General features: G+C 73.7%; 14 protein-coding genes and 1 pseudogene. 7 read left to right on the plus strand and 8 right to left on the minus strand.

Annotated features, from left to right (window positions below; translation table 11 throughout):
- The first annotated feature begins 239 nt into the window (after nucleotides 1–239).
- Nucleotides 240–1,280, plus strand: coding sequence for a LacI family DNA-binding transcriptional regulator (locus tag ABZX30_RS32195; RefSeq protein ID WP_355940069.1), 1,041 nt, complete (start codon nucleotides 240–242; stop codon nucleotides 1,278–1,280).
- Between the two features lie 20 nt (nucleotides 1,281–1,300).
- Here the strand turns inward: ABZX30_RS32195 and ABZX30_RS32200 are convergent, their stop codons facing one another.
- Nucleotides 1,301–2,575 (minus strand): ArgE/DapE family deacylase, encoded by a 1,275-nt coding sequence (locus ABZX30_RS32200; RefSeq protein WP_355940072.1) that lies wholly within the window; start codon nucleotides 2,573–2,575, stop codon nucleotides 1,301–1,303.
- Nucleotides 2,576–2,744: 169 nt separating this feature from the next.
- Here ABZX30_RS32200 and ABZX30_RS32205 point away from each other — a divergent pair, with 169 nt between their 5' ends.
- Nucleotides 2,745–3,182, plus strand: coding sequence for an Lrp/AsnC family transcriptional regulator (locus ABZX30_RS32205; protein ID WP_355940074.1), 438 nt, complete (start codon nucleotides 2,745–2,747; stop codon nucleotides 3,180–3,182).
- Between the two features lie 30 nt (nucleotides 3,183–3,212).
- On the opposite strand, the gene ABZX30_RS32210 is transcribed toward ABZX30_RS32205, so the two are convergent.
- Nucleotides 3,213–4,004, minus strand: coding sequence for a VOC family protein (locus ABZX30_RS32210; RefSeq protein ID WP_355940077.1), 792 nt, complete (start codon nucleotides 4,002–4,004; stop codon nucleotides 3,213–3,215).
- 222 nt (nucleotides 4,005–4,226) lie between these two features.
- Between ABZX30_RS32210 and ABZX30_RS32215 the strand changes: the two genes are divergently transcribed.
- Nucleotides 4,227–4,472, plus strand: coding sequence for a WhiB family transcriptional regulator (locus tag ABZX30_RS32215; RefSeq protein ID WP_355940080.1), 246 nt, complete (start codon nucleotides 4,227–4,229; stop codon nucleotides 4,470–4,472).
- An 84-nt stretch (nucleotides 4,473–4,556) separates the two neighbouring features.
- Here ABZX30_RS32215 and ABZX30_RS32220 read toward each other — a convergent pair whose 3' ends face one another.
- From ABZX30_RS32220 to ABZX30_RS32230, 3 genes are all read right to left on the minus strand, one after another.
- On the minus strand, nucleotides 4,557–5,531 hold the full coding sequence (locus ABZX30_RS32220) for an acyl-ACP desaturase (protein WP_355940083.1): 975 nt from the start codon (nucleotides 5,529–5,531) through the stop codon (nucleotides 4,557–4,559).
- Between the two features lie 238 nt (nucleotides 5,532–5,769).
- Nucleotides 5,770–6,546 carry a dimethylargininase gene (gene ddaH / locus ABZX30_RS32225; protein WP_355940085.1) on the minus strand — a complete coding sequence of 259 codons (777 nt, stop codon included), beginning with the start codon at nucleotides 6,544–6,546 and terminating at the stop codon, nucleotides 5,770–5,772.
- Nucleotides 6,547–6,683: 137 nt separating this feature from the next.
- A complete protein-coding gene (locus ABZX30_RS32230) occupies nucleotides 6,684–8,309 on the minus strand; it encodes an ABC-F family ATP-binding cassette domain-containing protein (protein WP_355940088.1) in 1,626 nt (541 codons plus the stop codon).
- 321 nt (nucleotides 8,310–8,630) lie between these two features.
- Between ABZX30_RS32230 and ABZX30_RS32235 the strand changes: the two genes are divergently transcribed.
- Nucleotides 8,631–9,305 carry an isocitrate lyase/phosphoenolpyruvate mutase family protein gene (locus tag ABZX30_RS32235; protein ID WP_355940091.1) on the plus strand — a complete coding sequence of 225 codons (675 nt, stop codon included), beginning with the start codon at nucleotides 8,631–8,633 and terminating at the stop codon, nucleotides 9,303–9,305.
- Here ABZX30_RS32235 and ABZX30_RS32240 read toward each other — a convergent pair.
- Nucleotides 9,302–9,718, minus strand: a complete 417-nt coding sequence (locus tag ABZX30_RS32240; protein WP_355940094.1) for an SsgA family sporulation/cell division regulator — start codon at nucleotides 9,716–9,718, stop codon at nucleotides 9,302–9,304. The genes ABZX30_RS32235 and ABZX30_RS32240 overlap by 4 nt on opposite strands.
- 546 nt (nucleotides 9,719–10,264) lie before the next feature.
- Here ABZX30_RS32240 and ABZX30_RS32245 point away from each other — a divergent pair.
- A complete protein-coding gene (locus ABZX30_RS32245; RefSeq protein ID WP_355940097.1) occupies nucleotides 10,265–10,603 on the plus strand; it encodes a plasmid stabilization protein in 339 nt (112 codons plus the stop codon).
- A gap of 125 nt (nucleotides 10,604–10,728) precedes the next feature.
- On the opposite strand, the pseudogene ABZX30_RS32250 reads toward ABZX30_RS32245, so the two are convergent.
- Nucleotides 10,729–10,806 (minus strand): annotated as a pseudogene (locus ABZX30_RS32250) (hypothetical protein); the annotation flags it as partial.
- Between the two features lie 104 nt (nucleotides 10,807–10,910).
- On the opposite strand from ABZX30_RS32250, the gene ABZX30_RS32255 reads away from it, so the two are divergent.
- Nucleotides 10,911–11,681 (plus strand): endonuclease V, encoded by a 771-nt coding sequence (locus ABZX30_RS32255; RefSeq protein ID WP_355940100.1) that lies wholly within the window; start codon nucleotides 10,911–10,913, stop codon nucleotides 11,679–11,681.
- 49 nt (nucleotides 11,682–11,730) lie between these two features.
- Entirely contained in the window at nucleotides 11,731–11,877 is a 147-nt protein-coding gene (locus tag ABZX30_RS32260; RefSeq protein WP_355940103.1) for a hypothetical protein, read from the plus strand.
- Between the two features lie 30 nt (nucleotides 11,878–11,907).
- Here ABZX30_RS32260 and ABZX30_RS32265 read toward each other — a convergent pair whose 3' ends face one another.
- A complete protein-coding gene (locus tag ABZX30_RS32265; RefSeq protein ID WP_355940106.1) occupies nucleotides 11,908–13,086 on the minus strand; it encodes a saccharopine dehydrogenase NADP-binding domain-containing protein in 1,179 nt (392 codons plus the stop codon).
- Nucleotides 13,087–13,128 lie beyond the last annotated feature (42 nt).

Here is a 13,128-nt window from a genome sequence, read left to right on the forward strand (position 1 = left end):
CGAGTACGTCCAGTACGCGGGCGATGCTCCGCCTTGCGAGGCACCGCACCGGACGCCGCGAGCTTCCCGGCAAACCTTTCCGGCCACAGCACTAGCCGGCGCGTCCCGGGGCGGCCACCGGTCCGGCGGGACCGGGACCGGGTGCGCGACCGCGTTCCACGGCGGGCGACGAGAGCGCTCTCACCGGGGGCTCGCGGCCCGGCTATCCTGAACCGCACACCCTGGTGAGGAGCCCCGAAGTGACCGAGACAGCGCCGCGTCCCACGCTGGAGGCGGTGGCCGCGCGGGCCGGGGTGTCACGGGCCACCGTGTCACGGGTCGTCAACGGCGGCGACGGGGTCCGCGAGCCCCTCGTCCAGCGGGTGCGGCGGGCGGTCGAGGAGCTCGGCTACGTCCCCAACCAGGCGGCGCGCAGCCTGGTGACGAAACGGCACGACGCCGTCGCCGTCGTCATCGCCGAGCCGGAGACCCGGGTCTTCGCCGACCCCTTCTTCGGGCTGCAGCTGCGCGGCATCAGCAAGGAGCTGACGACACACGACAACCAGCTGGTGCTGCTGCTCACGGAGGGCAGGGACGACCACGCGCGCGTGGCCCGCTATCTCGCCGGCGGCCACGTCGACGGCGCGCTGGTCTTCTCGCTGCACCTCGACGACCCGCTGCCCGGGCTGATCCAGGACGCGGGGGTGCCCACGGTGTTCGGCGGGCGGCCCGGGTGGAACGACGGCTCGCGCAGCGCGGTGTACGTCGATTGCGACAACCGGGACGGCGCCCGGACGGCCGTCCGCCATCTGGCGGGTCTCGGCCGCAGGCGGATCGCGCACATCACCGGCGCCCTGGACCAGACGTCGGGGGTGGACCGGCTCGACGGCTACCGGGACGTCATGGGCGACGCCGACGCCGGACTCGTCGTCGAGAGCGACTTCACCGCGGCCGGCGGCGAGCGGGCGATGCGGGACCTCCTCGACCGCCGCCCCGACGTGGACGCCGTCTTCGCCGCCAACGACCTCGCCGCCTCAGGTGCCCTGCGGGTGCTGCGGGAGCGCGGGCGGCGGGTGCCCGAGGACGTCGCGGTGATCGGTTTCGACGACATGCTGCCGGTCGCCGAACACACCGACCCGCCGCTGACCACGGTCCGTCAGGACATCGAGGGGATGGGCCGGCTGATGGCCCGCCTGCTGCTGCGCGGCCTGAACCCGCGCGAACACGGGAAGCCGGCCGCGGACGGCGAGCCTTCCTGTGTGGTCCTGCCGACGACACTGGTACGACGCGCCTCCGCCTGAGCCGCGCCGCCCGGCGTGCGCTACTTGGTGCCGACGGCGCGCAGCACCGCGAGCACGAGAGTACGGGCCACCGCGACGACTTCGGGGAGCAGGACCTGCTCCCGGGGACTGTGGGCGAGCCGCACGTCGCCGGGGCCGAACTGCAGGGTCGGGATGTTTGCCGCGGCGTAGAGTCTCAGATCACTGCCGTACGGAGCGCCGTGCGCCGGCACCCGCGGTCCGCCGACCGCGTCGGCGTGCGCCTGGCGGACCAGGGCTTCCAGCGGATGTCCGGCGGGCAGCCGGCCGCTGGCGAACCGGCCGCCGGGCCAGGTCACGACCGCCGGGTGGTCGCGCAGCCACGGGTCGGCCGCGCAGGCCTCGGCCACGCAGGTCTCGAGGTCGGCGGCCGCCTCGGCCGGGTCCTCGCCGAGCCGTACGCCCAGCCTGCCCTCGGCGACCAGACGGTCGGGCACGCTGCTCGCCCAGTCGCCCGCGTGGACCGTGCCGACGGAGAGCGCGTACGGGATCCGGTACTCGGCCATCAGCGGGTCGACCGCTCGGTTGCGCCGGGTCTCCAGCCGGGCCAGTGCCCGGTGGACGGGAAGGTACGCGTCGACGGCGCTGACTCCCGCGTCGCGCGTGCTCCCGTGTGTGGCCCGGCCCGGCACTTCGATGCGGAAGGTCAGTGAGCCGGCGTTCGCGGTCACCAGCGTGCCGCTGGTCGGCTCGGTGATGATGCAGGCGTCACCGGTGTGCCCGCGCTGGAGGGTGGCGAAGGCGCCCAGTCCGCCGTCCTCCTCGCCGGCCACGAAGTGGGCGGCCACCCGGCCGCGCAGCCTGGCTCCGCTCGCCCGGATCGCGGCCAGGGCGGCGAGGTTGGCGACCAGTCCGGCCTTCATGTCGCAGGCGCCCCGGCCGTGGACGGCGTTCCCGGCGACCCTGGGGACGAAGGGGTCGCCGTCCCACTGCCGCAGATCGCCGGGGGGAACGACGTCCACGTGCCCCTGGAGGATCACGGTCGGCCCGTCCCCGCCGCCCGGTGTGGTCGCCACCAGGCCCCATGCCTCGTCGCGCGGCGCCTCGGTGCCAGGGAAGTCCGGGTGCGCGCGCAACGCGGGCAGGTCCGCCTGCCACAGGTCGACGTCGAGACCGAGGCCGCCCAGCCGCTGGGCCAGCCGGTGCTGCATCTCGGTCTCGGCGGGGCTCCCGGTCATGCTCGGTATCGCGAGCAACTCCACGAGCGTGCGGACGACGGCGTCCTCGTCGACCGCTTCGAGAGCAGCGGATTCCTCGGGACTGAGCGCTGCGGCCACGTGGGCCTCCCGTCGGTGGGGCTCGACTGATGAGGCCGAATGCTATGTTCGCCCCGCAGACGCAATCAATCGGCATATCCTGCGCTGCGGCATCGATTGCTTGCGTATTCGAGAGTGCTCCGGTGATTTCTTGCACGGGTCGGAGCCGTCCCACCGGGAGGTGCCACCCATGGACGCCGTCGACGAGGAGATCATCCGGTGTGTCGTGCGCAACGGCCGCAGCACCTATGCCGAGATCGGCCGGGCGGCGGGGCTGTCCGCGCCCGCCGCCAAGCGGCGGCTCGACCGCCTGGTGGCCTCGGGGGCCGTTCGCGGATTCACGGCGATCATCGATCCGCAGACGCTGGGCTGGCGGACGGAGGCGTTCGTCGAGGTGTACTGCACGGGCAACCCCACCCCCGGCGAACTGCGACGGAATCTGGAAGGCGTCCCGGAAGTCGTCGAGGCGTGCACCGTCTCGGGGCCGGCGGACGCGGTACTGCACCTGCTCGCCCGGGACATCCCGCATCTGGAGCAGGCCGTTCAGAGGATTCGTGAGGCCCCGGTCATCGCCCGCACGGAAAGTGTGATCGTGCTCTCCCGGTTGCTCAACCGCCCCCGCCTGTGAGCAGCGCCGGGCTGTCGCGGAAGCGGTGCCTCAGCCCTGTGCCGGCCCGCTCCTGAGGATCGCGAAGCGGGCGCCGTACGGGTCGGCGAGCCTGGCCGTGCGGCCGACGCCCGCCACGTCGGCGGCCGGCGTCCGGACCGTGCCGCCCAGCTCCCGCGCCCTGGCGACGACGGCGTCGGTGTCCTCGACCTCGAAGTACGGCAGCCAGTGCGGCCCGCCCTCCGCCCCCGCCGGGGCACCGGCCAGCGGGACGATGCCGCCGAACATGGCGTCCTCGCCGGCGCCGGCCGGATTGAGGCAGGTGTAGGTGCCGCCGGGGAAGAGCACGGCCGAGGTCTCCAGGCCCAGCACCCGGTGGTAGAAAGCGGCGGCCGCCGCCTCGTCCGGCGTGTACAGCTCGACCCAGCACAGCGAGCCCGGATGGCCGGCCACGTCCACACCCCTGGTCCGCCCGGGCTGCCAGACGCCGAACGGTACGCCCGCCTTGTCGGCGAAGACCGCCATGTGCCCCTGCCCCATCACGTCCGACGGCCGGCACAGGACCTTGCCGTGCGCCTGCTCGACGGACTCGGCGGTGGCCTGTGCGCCGGAGCTCTGGAAGTACACGGTCCAGGACGGCGGGCCCTGCTCGGGTGGGGTCCGCATGCCGCCGGCGACCGTCCTGCCGTCCAGCTGGAAGAAGCCGTAGTCCCCGGCCTCGGGCCCCGCCGACCGGAACCGCCAGCCGAAGAGGGAGCCGTAGAAGGAGACGGCGCCGTCGATGTCGGGGGTGCCGACGTCGATCCAGTTGGGGGCACCGTCGACGAAACGGGTGCTGAGCATGTCCGCCCTCCTCGGAAGGGTCCCGTTGTCTGCCCTGCCGAGTCTGGCACCGCCCCGGGACAACCGCTGCCGCAACGCTCACGCAGGCCCCTTCGCGCTGTTCCGCGCGCCGCCGTGCACCGAGGCCCGCGCGGGGAGCATGATCGGGGCGGTACGGGCCTGGCCCGGCTCGTTGATCCGGCGTTGATCGAACGTTTTTCGCCGTCCGGAACGATCCTGGCCATGCACATCGAAACGATCACCCCGGCCGACACCGCCTGGCAGGCGCGGGCGCTGTGCGCGCAGACCGGGGCGGACTTCTTCTTTCCGGAACCGGGCAGTTCGGTCCGCGAGGCGAAGCGCATCTGCGGCATGTGCGAGATGCGCGCCCAGTGCCTGGAGTACGCCCTCAGCAACGACGAGCGCTTCGGCGTGTGGGGCGGTCTGTCGGAGAAGGAGCGGCTGGCGCTCAGGCGCACGTCCTTCTGATCCGCGGGCGGACGGACGGCGCCGGGGATCCGACCTCCTGTTCGGTCGGGGCGCACGCGTTCGGTGCGCCCCGCCGGCCTCCGGTCAGGCGCCGGCCCGCGCCGCCATCCGCGCCTTGCGGGCGGCGAGCTTCTCGTCGAACTTCAGGGCCTCGGCGTCCAGTCCGCCCATGTACAGCCCCAGCTCCTCCTGCGCCTGGCGGCCCTCGGGGCCGAGCCCGTCGATCTCCATGATCTTCAGGAAGCGCAGCACGGGCTGCAGCACGTCGTCGTGGTGGATGCGCAGGTTGTAGACCTCGCCGATGGCCATCTGCGCCGCCGCCCGCTCGAAGCCGGGGATGCCGTGGCCGGGCATGCGGAAGTCCACCACCACGTCCCGCACCGCCTGCATGGTGAGGTCGGGGGCGAGCTCGAAGGCGGCCTTGAGCAGGTTGCGGTAGAAGACCATGTGGAGGTTCTCGTCGGTCGCGATGCGGGCCAGCATGCGGTCGCAGACCGGATCGCCGGACTGGTGGCCGGTGTTGCGGTGCGAGATGCGGGTGGCGAGCTCCTGGAAGGCGACGTAGGCGACCGAGTGCAGCATCGAGTGCCGGTTGTCCGACTCGAAGCCCTCGCTCATGTGCGCCATGCGGAACTGCTCCAGCTTGTCCGGGTCCACCGCGCGCGAGGCGAGCAGGTAGTCGCGCATCACGATGCCGTGCCGGCCCTCCTCCGCGGTCCAGCGGTGCACCCAGGTGCCCCAGGCACCGTCCCGGCCGAACAGCGAGGCGATCTCGTGGTGGTAGCTGGGCAGGTTGTCCTCGGTGAGCAGGTTCACCACGAGGGCGATCCGGCCGATCTCCGTGACCTTGGACTGCTCCTTGTCCCAGGCCTCGCCGTCGTCGAAGAGACCGGGGAAGTTGCGGGCGTCGCTCCAGGGCACGTACTCGTGCGGCATCCAGTCCTTGGCGACCTGCAGATGCCGGTTCAGTTCCTTCTCGACCACTTCCTCCAGCGCGTACAGCAGCCGCGCGTCGGTCCACACGGACGGGCTGCCGGGGTGAGGGGAAGTGATCGTCATGGAAACTCCAGGGGGACGCCGAACAATGAAGGGGGGAGGACCGGCCGGTCGGGGATGGACCGGTGAGCGGTACCGGAACCTACGTGATCGTAGGCTACGAATCCGTAGGTTACGAAGCCGTAGGTTAAGTGCGCCGTAAAGATCGCTGATCAGACTGTGTGGCCGGGCCGCACCGGGGTGTGCCCTGGAGGCCCGGGACGCGCAGGTCCCGGGGCCGCGGCGGGAAGCGATCACCCGTTCAGGCGTACAGCTCCCGCAGGCGCACCGAGAGGCACGTCACACAGCCCTCGAGCTTCTCGAACTCGCCGATGTCCACGGTGACCACCTCGTGGCCGAGGTCGGTGAGCAGCTCGGCCGTCTTCGGGGCCGCGGCCGACATCAGCAGCTTGTGGCCGCCGAGCAGCACGACATGGGCGCCGGCCTCCTCGGGCACCGACAGGAAGCGCGGGAACAGCGAAGGACGGTCCACGTGGGGGATGTGACCGAGCACCGTCCCGTCGGGCAGCGCGGTGACCGCCGACTTCAGATGCAGCACCTTGTTCACCGGTACGGCGACCACCCGCGCGCCGAGCGGCTCGAAGGCGGCCCGCAGCTGCTGGACCCCGGCCGCGTCGGTACGCCCGCTCCGGCCGACGTAGAGGGTGTCGCCGACCTTGAGCACGTCGCCGCCGTCCAGCGTGCCCGGCTCCCATATCCAGTTCACCGAGCAGCCGAGCCGGGCCACGGCCTCCTCCACGCCCGCGGTCTCGTTGCGCCGTGACTCGGCGCCGGGCCGGGTGATCAACGCGACGTTCCGGTACATCACCACGGCGTCCTCGACGAACACCGAGTCCGGGCAGTCGTCGGCCGGCTCCACCTCGATCGTCTCCCAGCCGTGCGCGCGCAGCGCCTCGACGTAGGCCTCCCACTGCTCGACGGCCCGGTCCACGTCGACCCGCTCCCGCTCGATGTGCGTCACCAGGCCTTCGGCGAGGCGCGGGCTGGGGCGGCGGACGAGGGCCTTCTTGCTGGGCACGAGGGGTCTCCGTATCGGCGGGGCGGTCCGGCGCCCGTTCTGTGCGGCGCCGGTCCGCCATCATGCAGCGCGCGTCCGCGTGGACAAAACCCTCGTTGTCAGGCTGTGCCCCTCTTGAGACGCTCCCCGCGCGCGGGCTACGCGGGATCCGCGAGCGCCTCGGGTCTGGTCTCCGTCAGTTCTCCCCCTTCCAGCAGCAGCCAGCGCGTGATGCCGAGCGACGTCAGGAACGGCAGGTCGTGACTGGCGACGAGCAGCGCCCCCTGGTACGACTCCAGGGCCGTCGTCAGCTGGCGCACGCTCGCCATGTCGAGGTTGTTCGTCGGCTCGTCGAGCAGGAGCAGCTGCGGCGCGGGCTCGGCGAGCATCAGCGCCGCCAGGGCCGCCCGGAAGCGTTCGCCGCCGGAGAGCGTGGCCGCCCGCTGGTCGGCGCGGGCGCCCCGGAACAGGAAGCGGGCCAGGCGGGCCCGGATCCGGTTGTCGGTGGCGCCCGGCGCGAACCGGGCCACGTTCTGCGCGACGGACAGGTCACCGTCCAGGACGTCCAGCCGCTGCGGCAGGAAACGCAAGGGGACGTGCGCCCGCGCCTGGCCCGTCACCGGTTCCAGCTCACCGGCGATGGTGCGCAGCAGCGTCGTCTTGCCCGCGCCGTTGCGCCCGACGAGGGCCACCCGCTCGGGGCCGCGCAGCTCGAAGCCGCCCGCGAGGCGCCCCCCGTACGCCGGCTCCACGTCCCGCAGGGTGAGGACGTCGCGGCCGGGCGGCACGGCCGTGTGGGGCAGGTCGACCCGGATCTCGTCGTCGTCCCGTACGGCGTCCACCGCCTCGTCCAGCCGTTCCCTGGCCTCGGCGAGCCTCTCCTCGTGCAGGATCCGGTGCTTGCCCGCGGACTCCTGCGCCGCGCGCTTGCGCGCCCCCATGACGATCTTCGGTTCGCGTTTGCTGTCCCACATCTTCTGCCCGTACCGCTTGCGGCGGGCCAGCTTCACCTGGGCGTCGGCCAGTTCCCGCTTCTGCTTGCGCCAGTCCGCCTCGGCGGCGCGCACCATGCGTTCGGCGGCCTCCTGCTCGACGGCGAGGGCGTCCTCGTACGCCGAGAAGTTCCCGCCGTACCAGGTGATCTCCCCGGCGCGCAGATCGGCGACCTGGTCGACCAGGTCGAGGAGTTCACGGTCGTGGCTGACCACGAGCAGGACCCCCGGCCAGGACGCGACGGCCGCGTACAGCCGTCGGCGGGCGTACAGGTCGAGGTTGTTGGTGGGCTCGTCGAGCAGCAGCACCTCCGGGCGGCCGAGCAGCAGCGCCGCCAGGCGCAGCAGCACCGACTCACCGCCGGAGACCTCGCCGACGCCGCGGTCCAGGCCGAGGTGGCCGAGGCCGAGTTCGCCGAGGGTCGCCAGGGTGCGCTCCTCGACGTCCCAGTCGTCGCCGAGGGTCTCGAAGTGCTCCTCGGCCGTGTCGCCCGCCTCGATGGCGTGCAGCGCGGCCCGTTTCGCGGCGATGCCGAGCGCCTCGTCGACGCGGAGCGCGGTGTCCAGGGTGACGTTCTGCGGCAGGTAGCCGACCTCGCCGGCCACCCGGACGGCGCCGTCCGTGGGGGTGAGTTCACCGGCGATGAGCTTCAACAGCGTGGTCTTCCCGGACCCGTTGACGCCGACGAGCCCCGTACGGCCGGGGCCGAAGGCGGCGTCGAGGCTCTCGAAGACGGGGGTGCCGTCGGGCCAGGCGAAGGACAGGGAGGTACAGGTGAGGGAAGGAGACATACGGGCCTCGCGGTTGCTTGATGCGGTCAGGGCACACGCGTGTCGAGACACCGCGGGGCGGCAACCGTGTGGCCGGGGGATGGGCTCAGCCCTGTGCCGGAGGACGGCTCGGACGCCGAGGTCGCACGCGCGCACACCCACTTCGCGTGGGGCGCGGTGTCTCAGGACCTCAGACGAGCAACGTCCTTCTCCGATCGACGGCAACAGAAGCGTTGTCCACCGTAGGAGCACAGGGGGGTGCCGTCAACGCAATTGCGAGCGGTCGCCTTCGTGTCGGATTCCTGCCGGTCCGCAGCCCGCCGCGGCTGTTGAGCGACGCCCGTGACGCACCGGACCTCACGGTGCGACCGCGCCCTGGCCTTCCGTTCCCTGCGTGTCCCGGGACGGCCGCTCGTCCTGCCGGGCGCCTGGGACGCCGCCGGCACCGGGCCCGCCTGGGCCCTGGGGGCCGTCGACGGCGGCCGGCTGCGCCGCGATCTGGCGCCGGAGGCCCTCGCCCGGGTGGCCGCGGCCGTACGGGTCCCGGTCGGCGTCAGCCTCGAGGACGCGCGGTACGAACCAGGGCGCGCCCCCTTGCGGGAGGCCGCGGACGCGGAGGGGGTGCCGTTGTTCGTCTGGTCGTCGACGCCCGCATCGACACCTTCCTGCGCGGCGACGGGCACGCGGCCCGCCACCCTGGAGCGGGCCGCCGCGTTCCGCGCGGCGGGCGCCGGCGGTGTCTTCGTCCCCGGGGCCGTCGAACCGGAGACGGTCGAGGCGCTCCTCGACGCAGTGGACGGGCCGCTCGATGTGCTGGTGGGTCCGGGCGCGCCTGCGGTCGCCGAGCCGGCCGCGCTCGGCGTCGCGCGGGTGAGCGCCGGGTCGGGTGTGGCCCAGGCGGCGTACGCGGTGGGCCGACGTGCGGCGAGGGAGCTGCTGGACGCGGACACCTGCGGGGCGCCGGCCGGGGGACTCGGCTACGGCGAGCTCGACGCGCTGCTCGCACCGGACTGCTAGCAGGCGTCGCGCATCAGCTCCGCCAGGTCGTGGTCGAGGTCGAGCTGGAGGTGCTCCAGACCGCAGGGCACCAGGTCGTCCGTGGCCTGGAGGAACCGGCGGATCTCGCCGGTGCGCACGTGCACGACGGCGGTGCCCTCGGGGGCGTGGAACTCCAGCACGGTGCGGTCGTACCCGTACGGCCGCACCCGCACGTCGCCGTGGCCCTCGGGGGACCGCAGACCGGCCGTCAGCAGCTCGCGGGCGAAGGTCCAGCAGACCTCGACGCCCTCCAGGGTGGCCGGGGCGGGGAAGGTCATGCGGACCGCGAACGGGTCGCGCCGGTCGTAGCGCAGTGTGGCGGGAATGCTCGGCATACGCGGTGCGGCGGCGACGAGGCGGGCCTCTACGGACTGCTCTATGACGGTGGACAACGCCTTGCTCCCTCGTGACGGCTGGACGGACTTCCGGACGGTGAGACCGGGCACTGGAGGAGACGACGGAATGGGCCACTCCGTGCACACGTACCGCTAGTGACCTCTGTCACCGCGTTCATGCCCCCGCGCCGAGCGGAGGCCGTCCACACGGGGCCGGGGGAGCGGGCCGGCTTCGCCGGCGACGAGGCGCTCGGGGACCGCGAGAGCACCGGGACGTACGCGCGGGAGGCGGGGCGGGGCGTGCGGAGTGGCGCCGGCCGTGCTGACCGTCGTACGTGCCCGGGCCCGCCCGCCGGAGCACCGGGCGAACGATCCGCCGGCCGGCCGGCCCGCCGGGCGGCCGCGGTCACCGGGACGGCGGACGCACCCGGAAGGCGGCCGGAACCGGTTCGTACGACACCGTCGGGTGCGCCCCCGGCCTGAGCTGCCGGGCGGCGGGCGAGCCGGAGAGGGCGGTCCGGCCGCAGCGGTGAGCTAAGTCTGCGCGACCCGGGTACTCGTCCCGCTGCCGCAAAGGCGCCCAGCACGAAGAAGGGAGCGATCATGCCAGCCGGTTCCAGCCCCAAGCGTGAGCGTCAGTACGAGCACATCAAGAAGAGCGCGCAGGACCGGGGCGAGAGCGAGGGACGCGCCGAGGAGATCGCCGCGCGCACGGTGAACAAGGAGCGCGCCCGCTCCGGCGAGTCCAAGACCGCCAGCCGCAGCTCGACGCGGGACAAGTCGTCCGGCGAGCGCGGCGGACAGCGGTCGGGCAACCGGGTCGGCTCCCAGGGCCCGACCCGCGACCAGCTGTACAACGAGGCCAGGCAGCGCGGCATCGAGGGCCGTTCGCACATGAACAAGGACGAGCTCCGGCGCGCGCTGGACGCCAGGAAGGGATGAGCCGCGACGCTCAAGCGGGTGTCTGCCGGTGGCGTGCCGGCTCCGGAAGCCGGCTTCGTGGCGATGAACTCGGTGACGCGGTACGCGCACACACCGGCGACGGCGAACGGATCGCCCGCGACGGCCTCCCCGATGCGGGCGCGGTCCTCCGCGACGGCCGGGATCACCCCGCCGTCGCGGGGGTCCCTGCGCCCCGAGGCCAGGAAGAGGACCTTCCCGCACTGCTCCTCCGGCCACGCCGCATGGTCGGGCGGCGCACCCCTGGCGCGGCACCCGTCGCGGGCGGAGCCGTAGGCTCGTGCGCATTATGACGACCGTACCGATCCCCGCGGGCTGGCCCGCCACCGAGGAGCAGGCCCGCGCCGTGCAGGAGGAGTTGCGCGCCCGGGTGGTGCTCGACGAATCCGGGCCGCTCCCCGGCTCCGGCCACGTGGCGGGCGTGGACGTGGCCTACGACGACGAACGCGACGTCGTCGCGGCGGCGGCGGTCGTCCTCGACGGGGCCACCCTGGAGGTGGTCGCCGAGGCGACGGCCGTGGGCCGCGTCCCCTTCCCGTACGTGCCCGGCCTGCTCGCCTTCCGGGAGCTTCCCGCCGTCCTGGCCGCCCTCGACGCGCTGCCCTGCCCGCCCGGCCTGGTCGTCTGCGACGGCTACGGCCTCGCCCACCCACGCCGTTTCGGCCTCGCGAGCCATCTGGGCGTCCTCACCGGCCTGCCCGCCATCGGTGTCGCCAAGAACCCCTTCACCTTCTCCTACGCCGACCCGGCCGCCGCGCGCGGCAGCGGCTCCCCGCTCCTGTCGGGGACCGAGGAGGTCGGCCGTGCCCTGCGCACCCGGGACGCCGTCAAGCCGGTGTTCGTCTCCGTCGGCCATCGGGTGGGTCTGGCCGAGGCGTGCGCGCACACGCTGGCGCTGACCCCGGCCCACCGGGTCCCCGAGACCACCCGCCGGGCGGACGCGCTGTGCCGGCGCGCGCTGCGGGAGACGACCGAGGGGGCCGGCCGGGGGACGGCTCAGGACCCCTCGACGCTCCGGGAACCGGCCCGCAGGTACTCAGGACCCGGGCACGCCGTCTGAGTACGCGTACGGATGTGGCGCCCGGGGACCCGGAGGCAGGCTGTGCCGCATGACGACACACCGCTCCCCGAAGCCCCTGGCCAACCCCGACCGGCCCGTCGAGCGCGCCGTCATGGCCGCTCTCGTCCTCGCCGTGCCGGCGGGGGTCGGCTGGATAGGCGGCATCCTGTACACCGTGTTCGCGTGGTCGGCCTGACCGGCTCGCCCGGGGGCCGGGCGAGGGGCCTCAGAAGGACGCCGCCACCCGGAAGGTGATCCCCGCCCGGCGCAGCCGCTCCGTCAGCGCGTCGCCCATTGCCGCCGCGGTCGTGACCTGGCCGGCCGTGGGCGGCAGGTCGTCGAAGGCGAGCGACAGGGCCGCTTCGGCGAACATCTTGGCGGTCTCGTCGTAGCCCGGGTCGCCGCCCGCGACCTCCGTGAACACGCGCCGGCCACCGCCCTCGCCGACGAACCGGACCGAGAACCGGCTCTTCGCCCGCTTCTCGGCGCTCGGCCCGTCCCCGGGCCTGAGCCTGCCGGACAGCCAGCGCCGGGCGGGCGGGAGCTGGGCGGCCGCGGCGACCGCGCCCACGGCGGCCACCCCGCCCAGGGCGACGGGCAGGTGCCTGACCGCCGCGTAGTGCCGGTAGCGGAAGTCGGGTCCGTACCGGTCGAGGGCCCGCGCCGACCGGAGCACGATCTGCGGGTCGATGGTCGGCAGCGGCAGTGCCCAGGCGCCGACCTCCCTGGCGAACCGCGGCACTCCGGCGGGCGCGGTGGCCCGGCGCTCGATCAGCCGCGGCTCGTGCCGGCCGCGTTCCCGGGCCGCGGCCAGCATCTGCCGCCCGCGCGCCACCTGGTCCAGCGCCGAGGCGAGGGTGCCGCCGGAGAAGGCCGCGTCGAGGCTCACGTAGCCGTCCACGGTCAGCGGCACCCCCTGAGGCAGCCGGCCCACGGTGAAGTGGACGCCCAGGTCGTGCGGCACGGAGTCGAAACCGCAGGCGTGCACCAGCCGGGCACCGGTCTCCCGCGCGCGGGAGTCGTGGCGGACGTACATCAGGTCCACGAACTCCGGCTCGCCCGTCAGGTCCAGATAGTCGGTCCCCGTGTCCGCGCAGGCGGCGACCAGCGGCTCGCCGTACCGGATGTACGGGCCCACGGCCGAGGCCACCACGCGCGCCTGTCCGGCCAGTCGGCGCAACGCGTCCGGATCGGCCGCGTCGGCCCGCAGGACACCCGCGTCCGCGCCGCCCGGCAGCCGTTCCCGCAGCTCGGCCAGCCCGCGCTCGCTGCGGCCGGCCACCGCCCAGCGCAGGCCCTCGGGGGCGTTTGCGGCGAGGTACTCGGTGGTGAGCGTGCCGACGAAGCCGGTGGCCCCGAAGAGCACGATGTCGTAGGGACGGTCCGTCCTGTTCAGCCTGCTCATGACACCCTTCGGTCGTGCACTCCGCGCCGTTGTCGGTGGCTG

This window comes from Streptomyces sp. NPDC004542, assembly GCF_040610035.1.
Taxonomy (GTDB): Bacteria; Actinomycetota; Actinomycetes; order Streptomycetales; family Streptomycetaceae; genus Streptomyces.

Bases quoted from the DNA above. Each gene is read 5' to 3' on its own strand.
- ABZX30_RS32205 (WP_355940074.1), top strand. From the start codon at position 2,745: ATGGACGCCGTCGACGAGGAGATCATCCGGTGTGTCGTGCGCAACGGC.
- ABZX30_RS32230 (WP_355940088.1), bottom strand. From the start codon at position 8,309: ATGTCTCCTTCCCTCACCTGTACCTCCCTGTCCTTCGCCTGGCCCGAC.
- ABZX30_RS32210 (WP_355940077.1), bottom strand. From the start codon at position 4,004: ATGCTCAGCACCCGTTTCGTCGACGGTGCCCCCAACTGGATCGACGTC.
- ABZX30_RS32245 (WP_355940097.1), top strand. From the start codon at position 10,265: ATGCCAGCCGGTTCCAGCCCCAAGCGTGAGCGTCAGTACGAGCACATC.
- ABZX30_RS32220 (WP_355940083.1), bottom strand. From the start codon at position 5,531: ATGACGATCACTTCCCCTCACCCCGGCAGCCCGTCCGTGTGGACCGAC.
- ABZX30_RS32215 (WP_355940080.1), top strand. From the start codon at position 4,227: ATGCACATCGAAACGATCACCCCGGCCGACACCGCCTGGCAGGCGCGG.
- ABZX30_RS32265 (WP_355940106.1), bottom strand. From the start codon at position 13,086: ATGAGCAGGCTGAACAGGACGGACCGTCCCTACGACATCGTGCTCTTC.
- ABZX30_RS32255 (WP_355940100.1), top strand. From the start codon at position 10,911: ATGACGACCGTACCGATCCCCGCGGGCTGGCCCGCCACCGAGGAGCAG.
- ABZX30_RS32260 (WP_355940103.1), top strand. From the start codon at position 11,731: ATGACGACACACCGCTCCCCGAAGCCCCTGGCCAACCCCGACCGGCCC.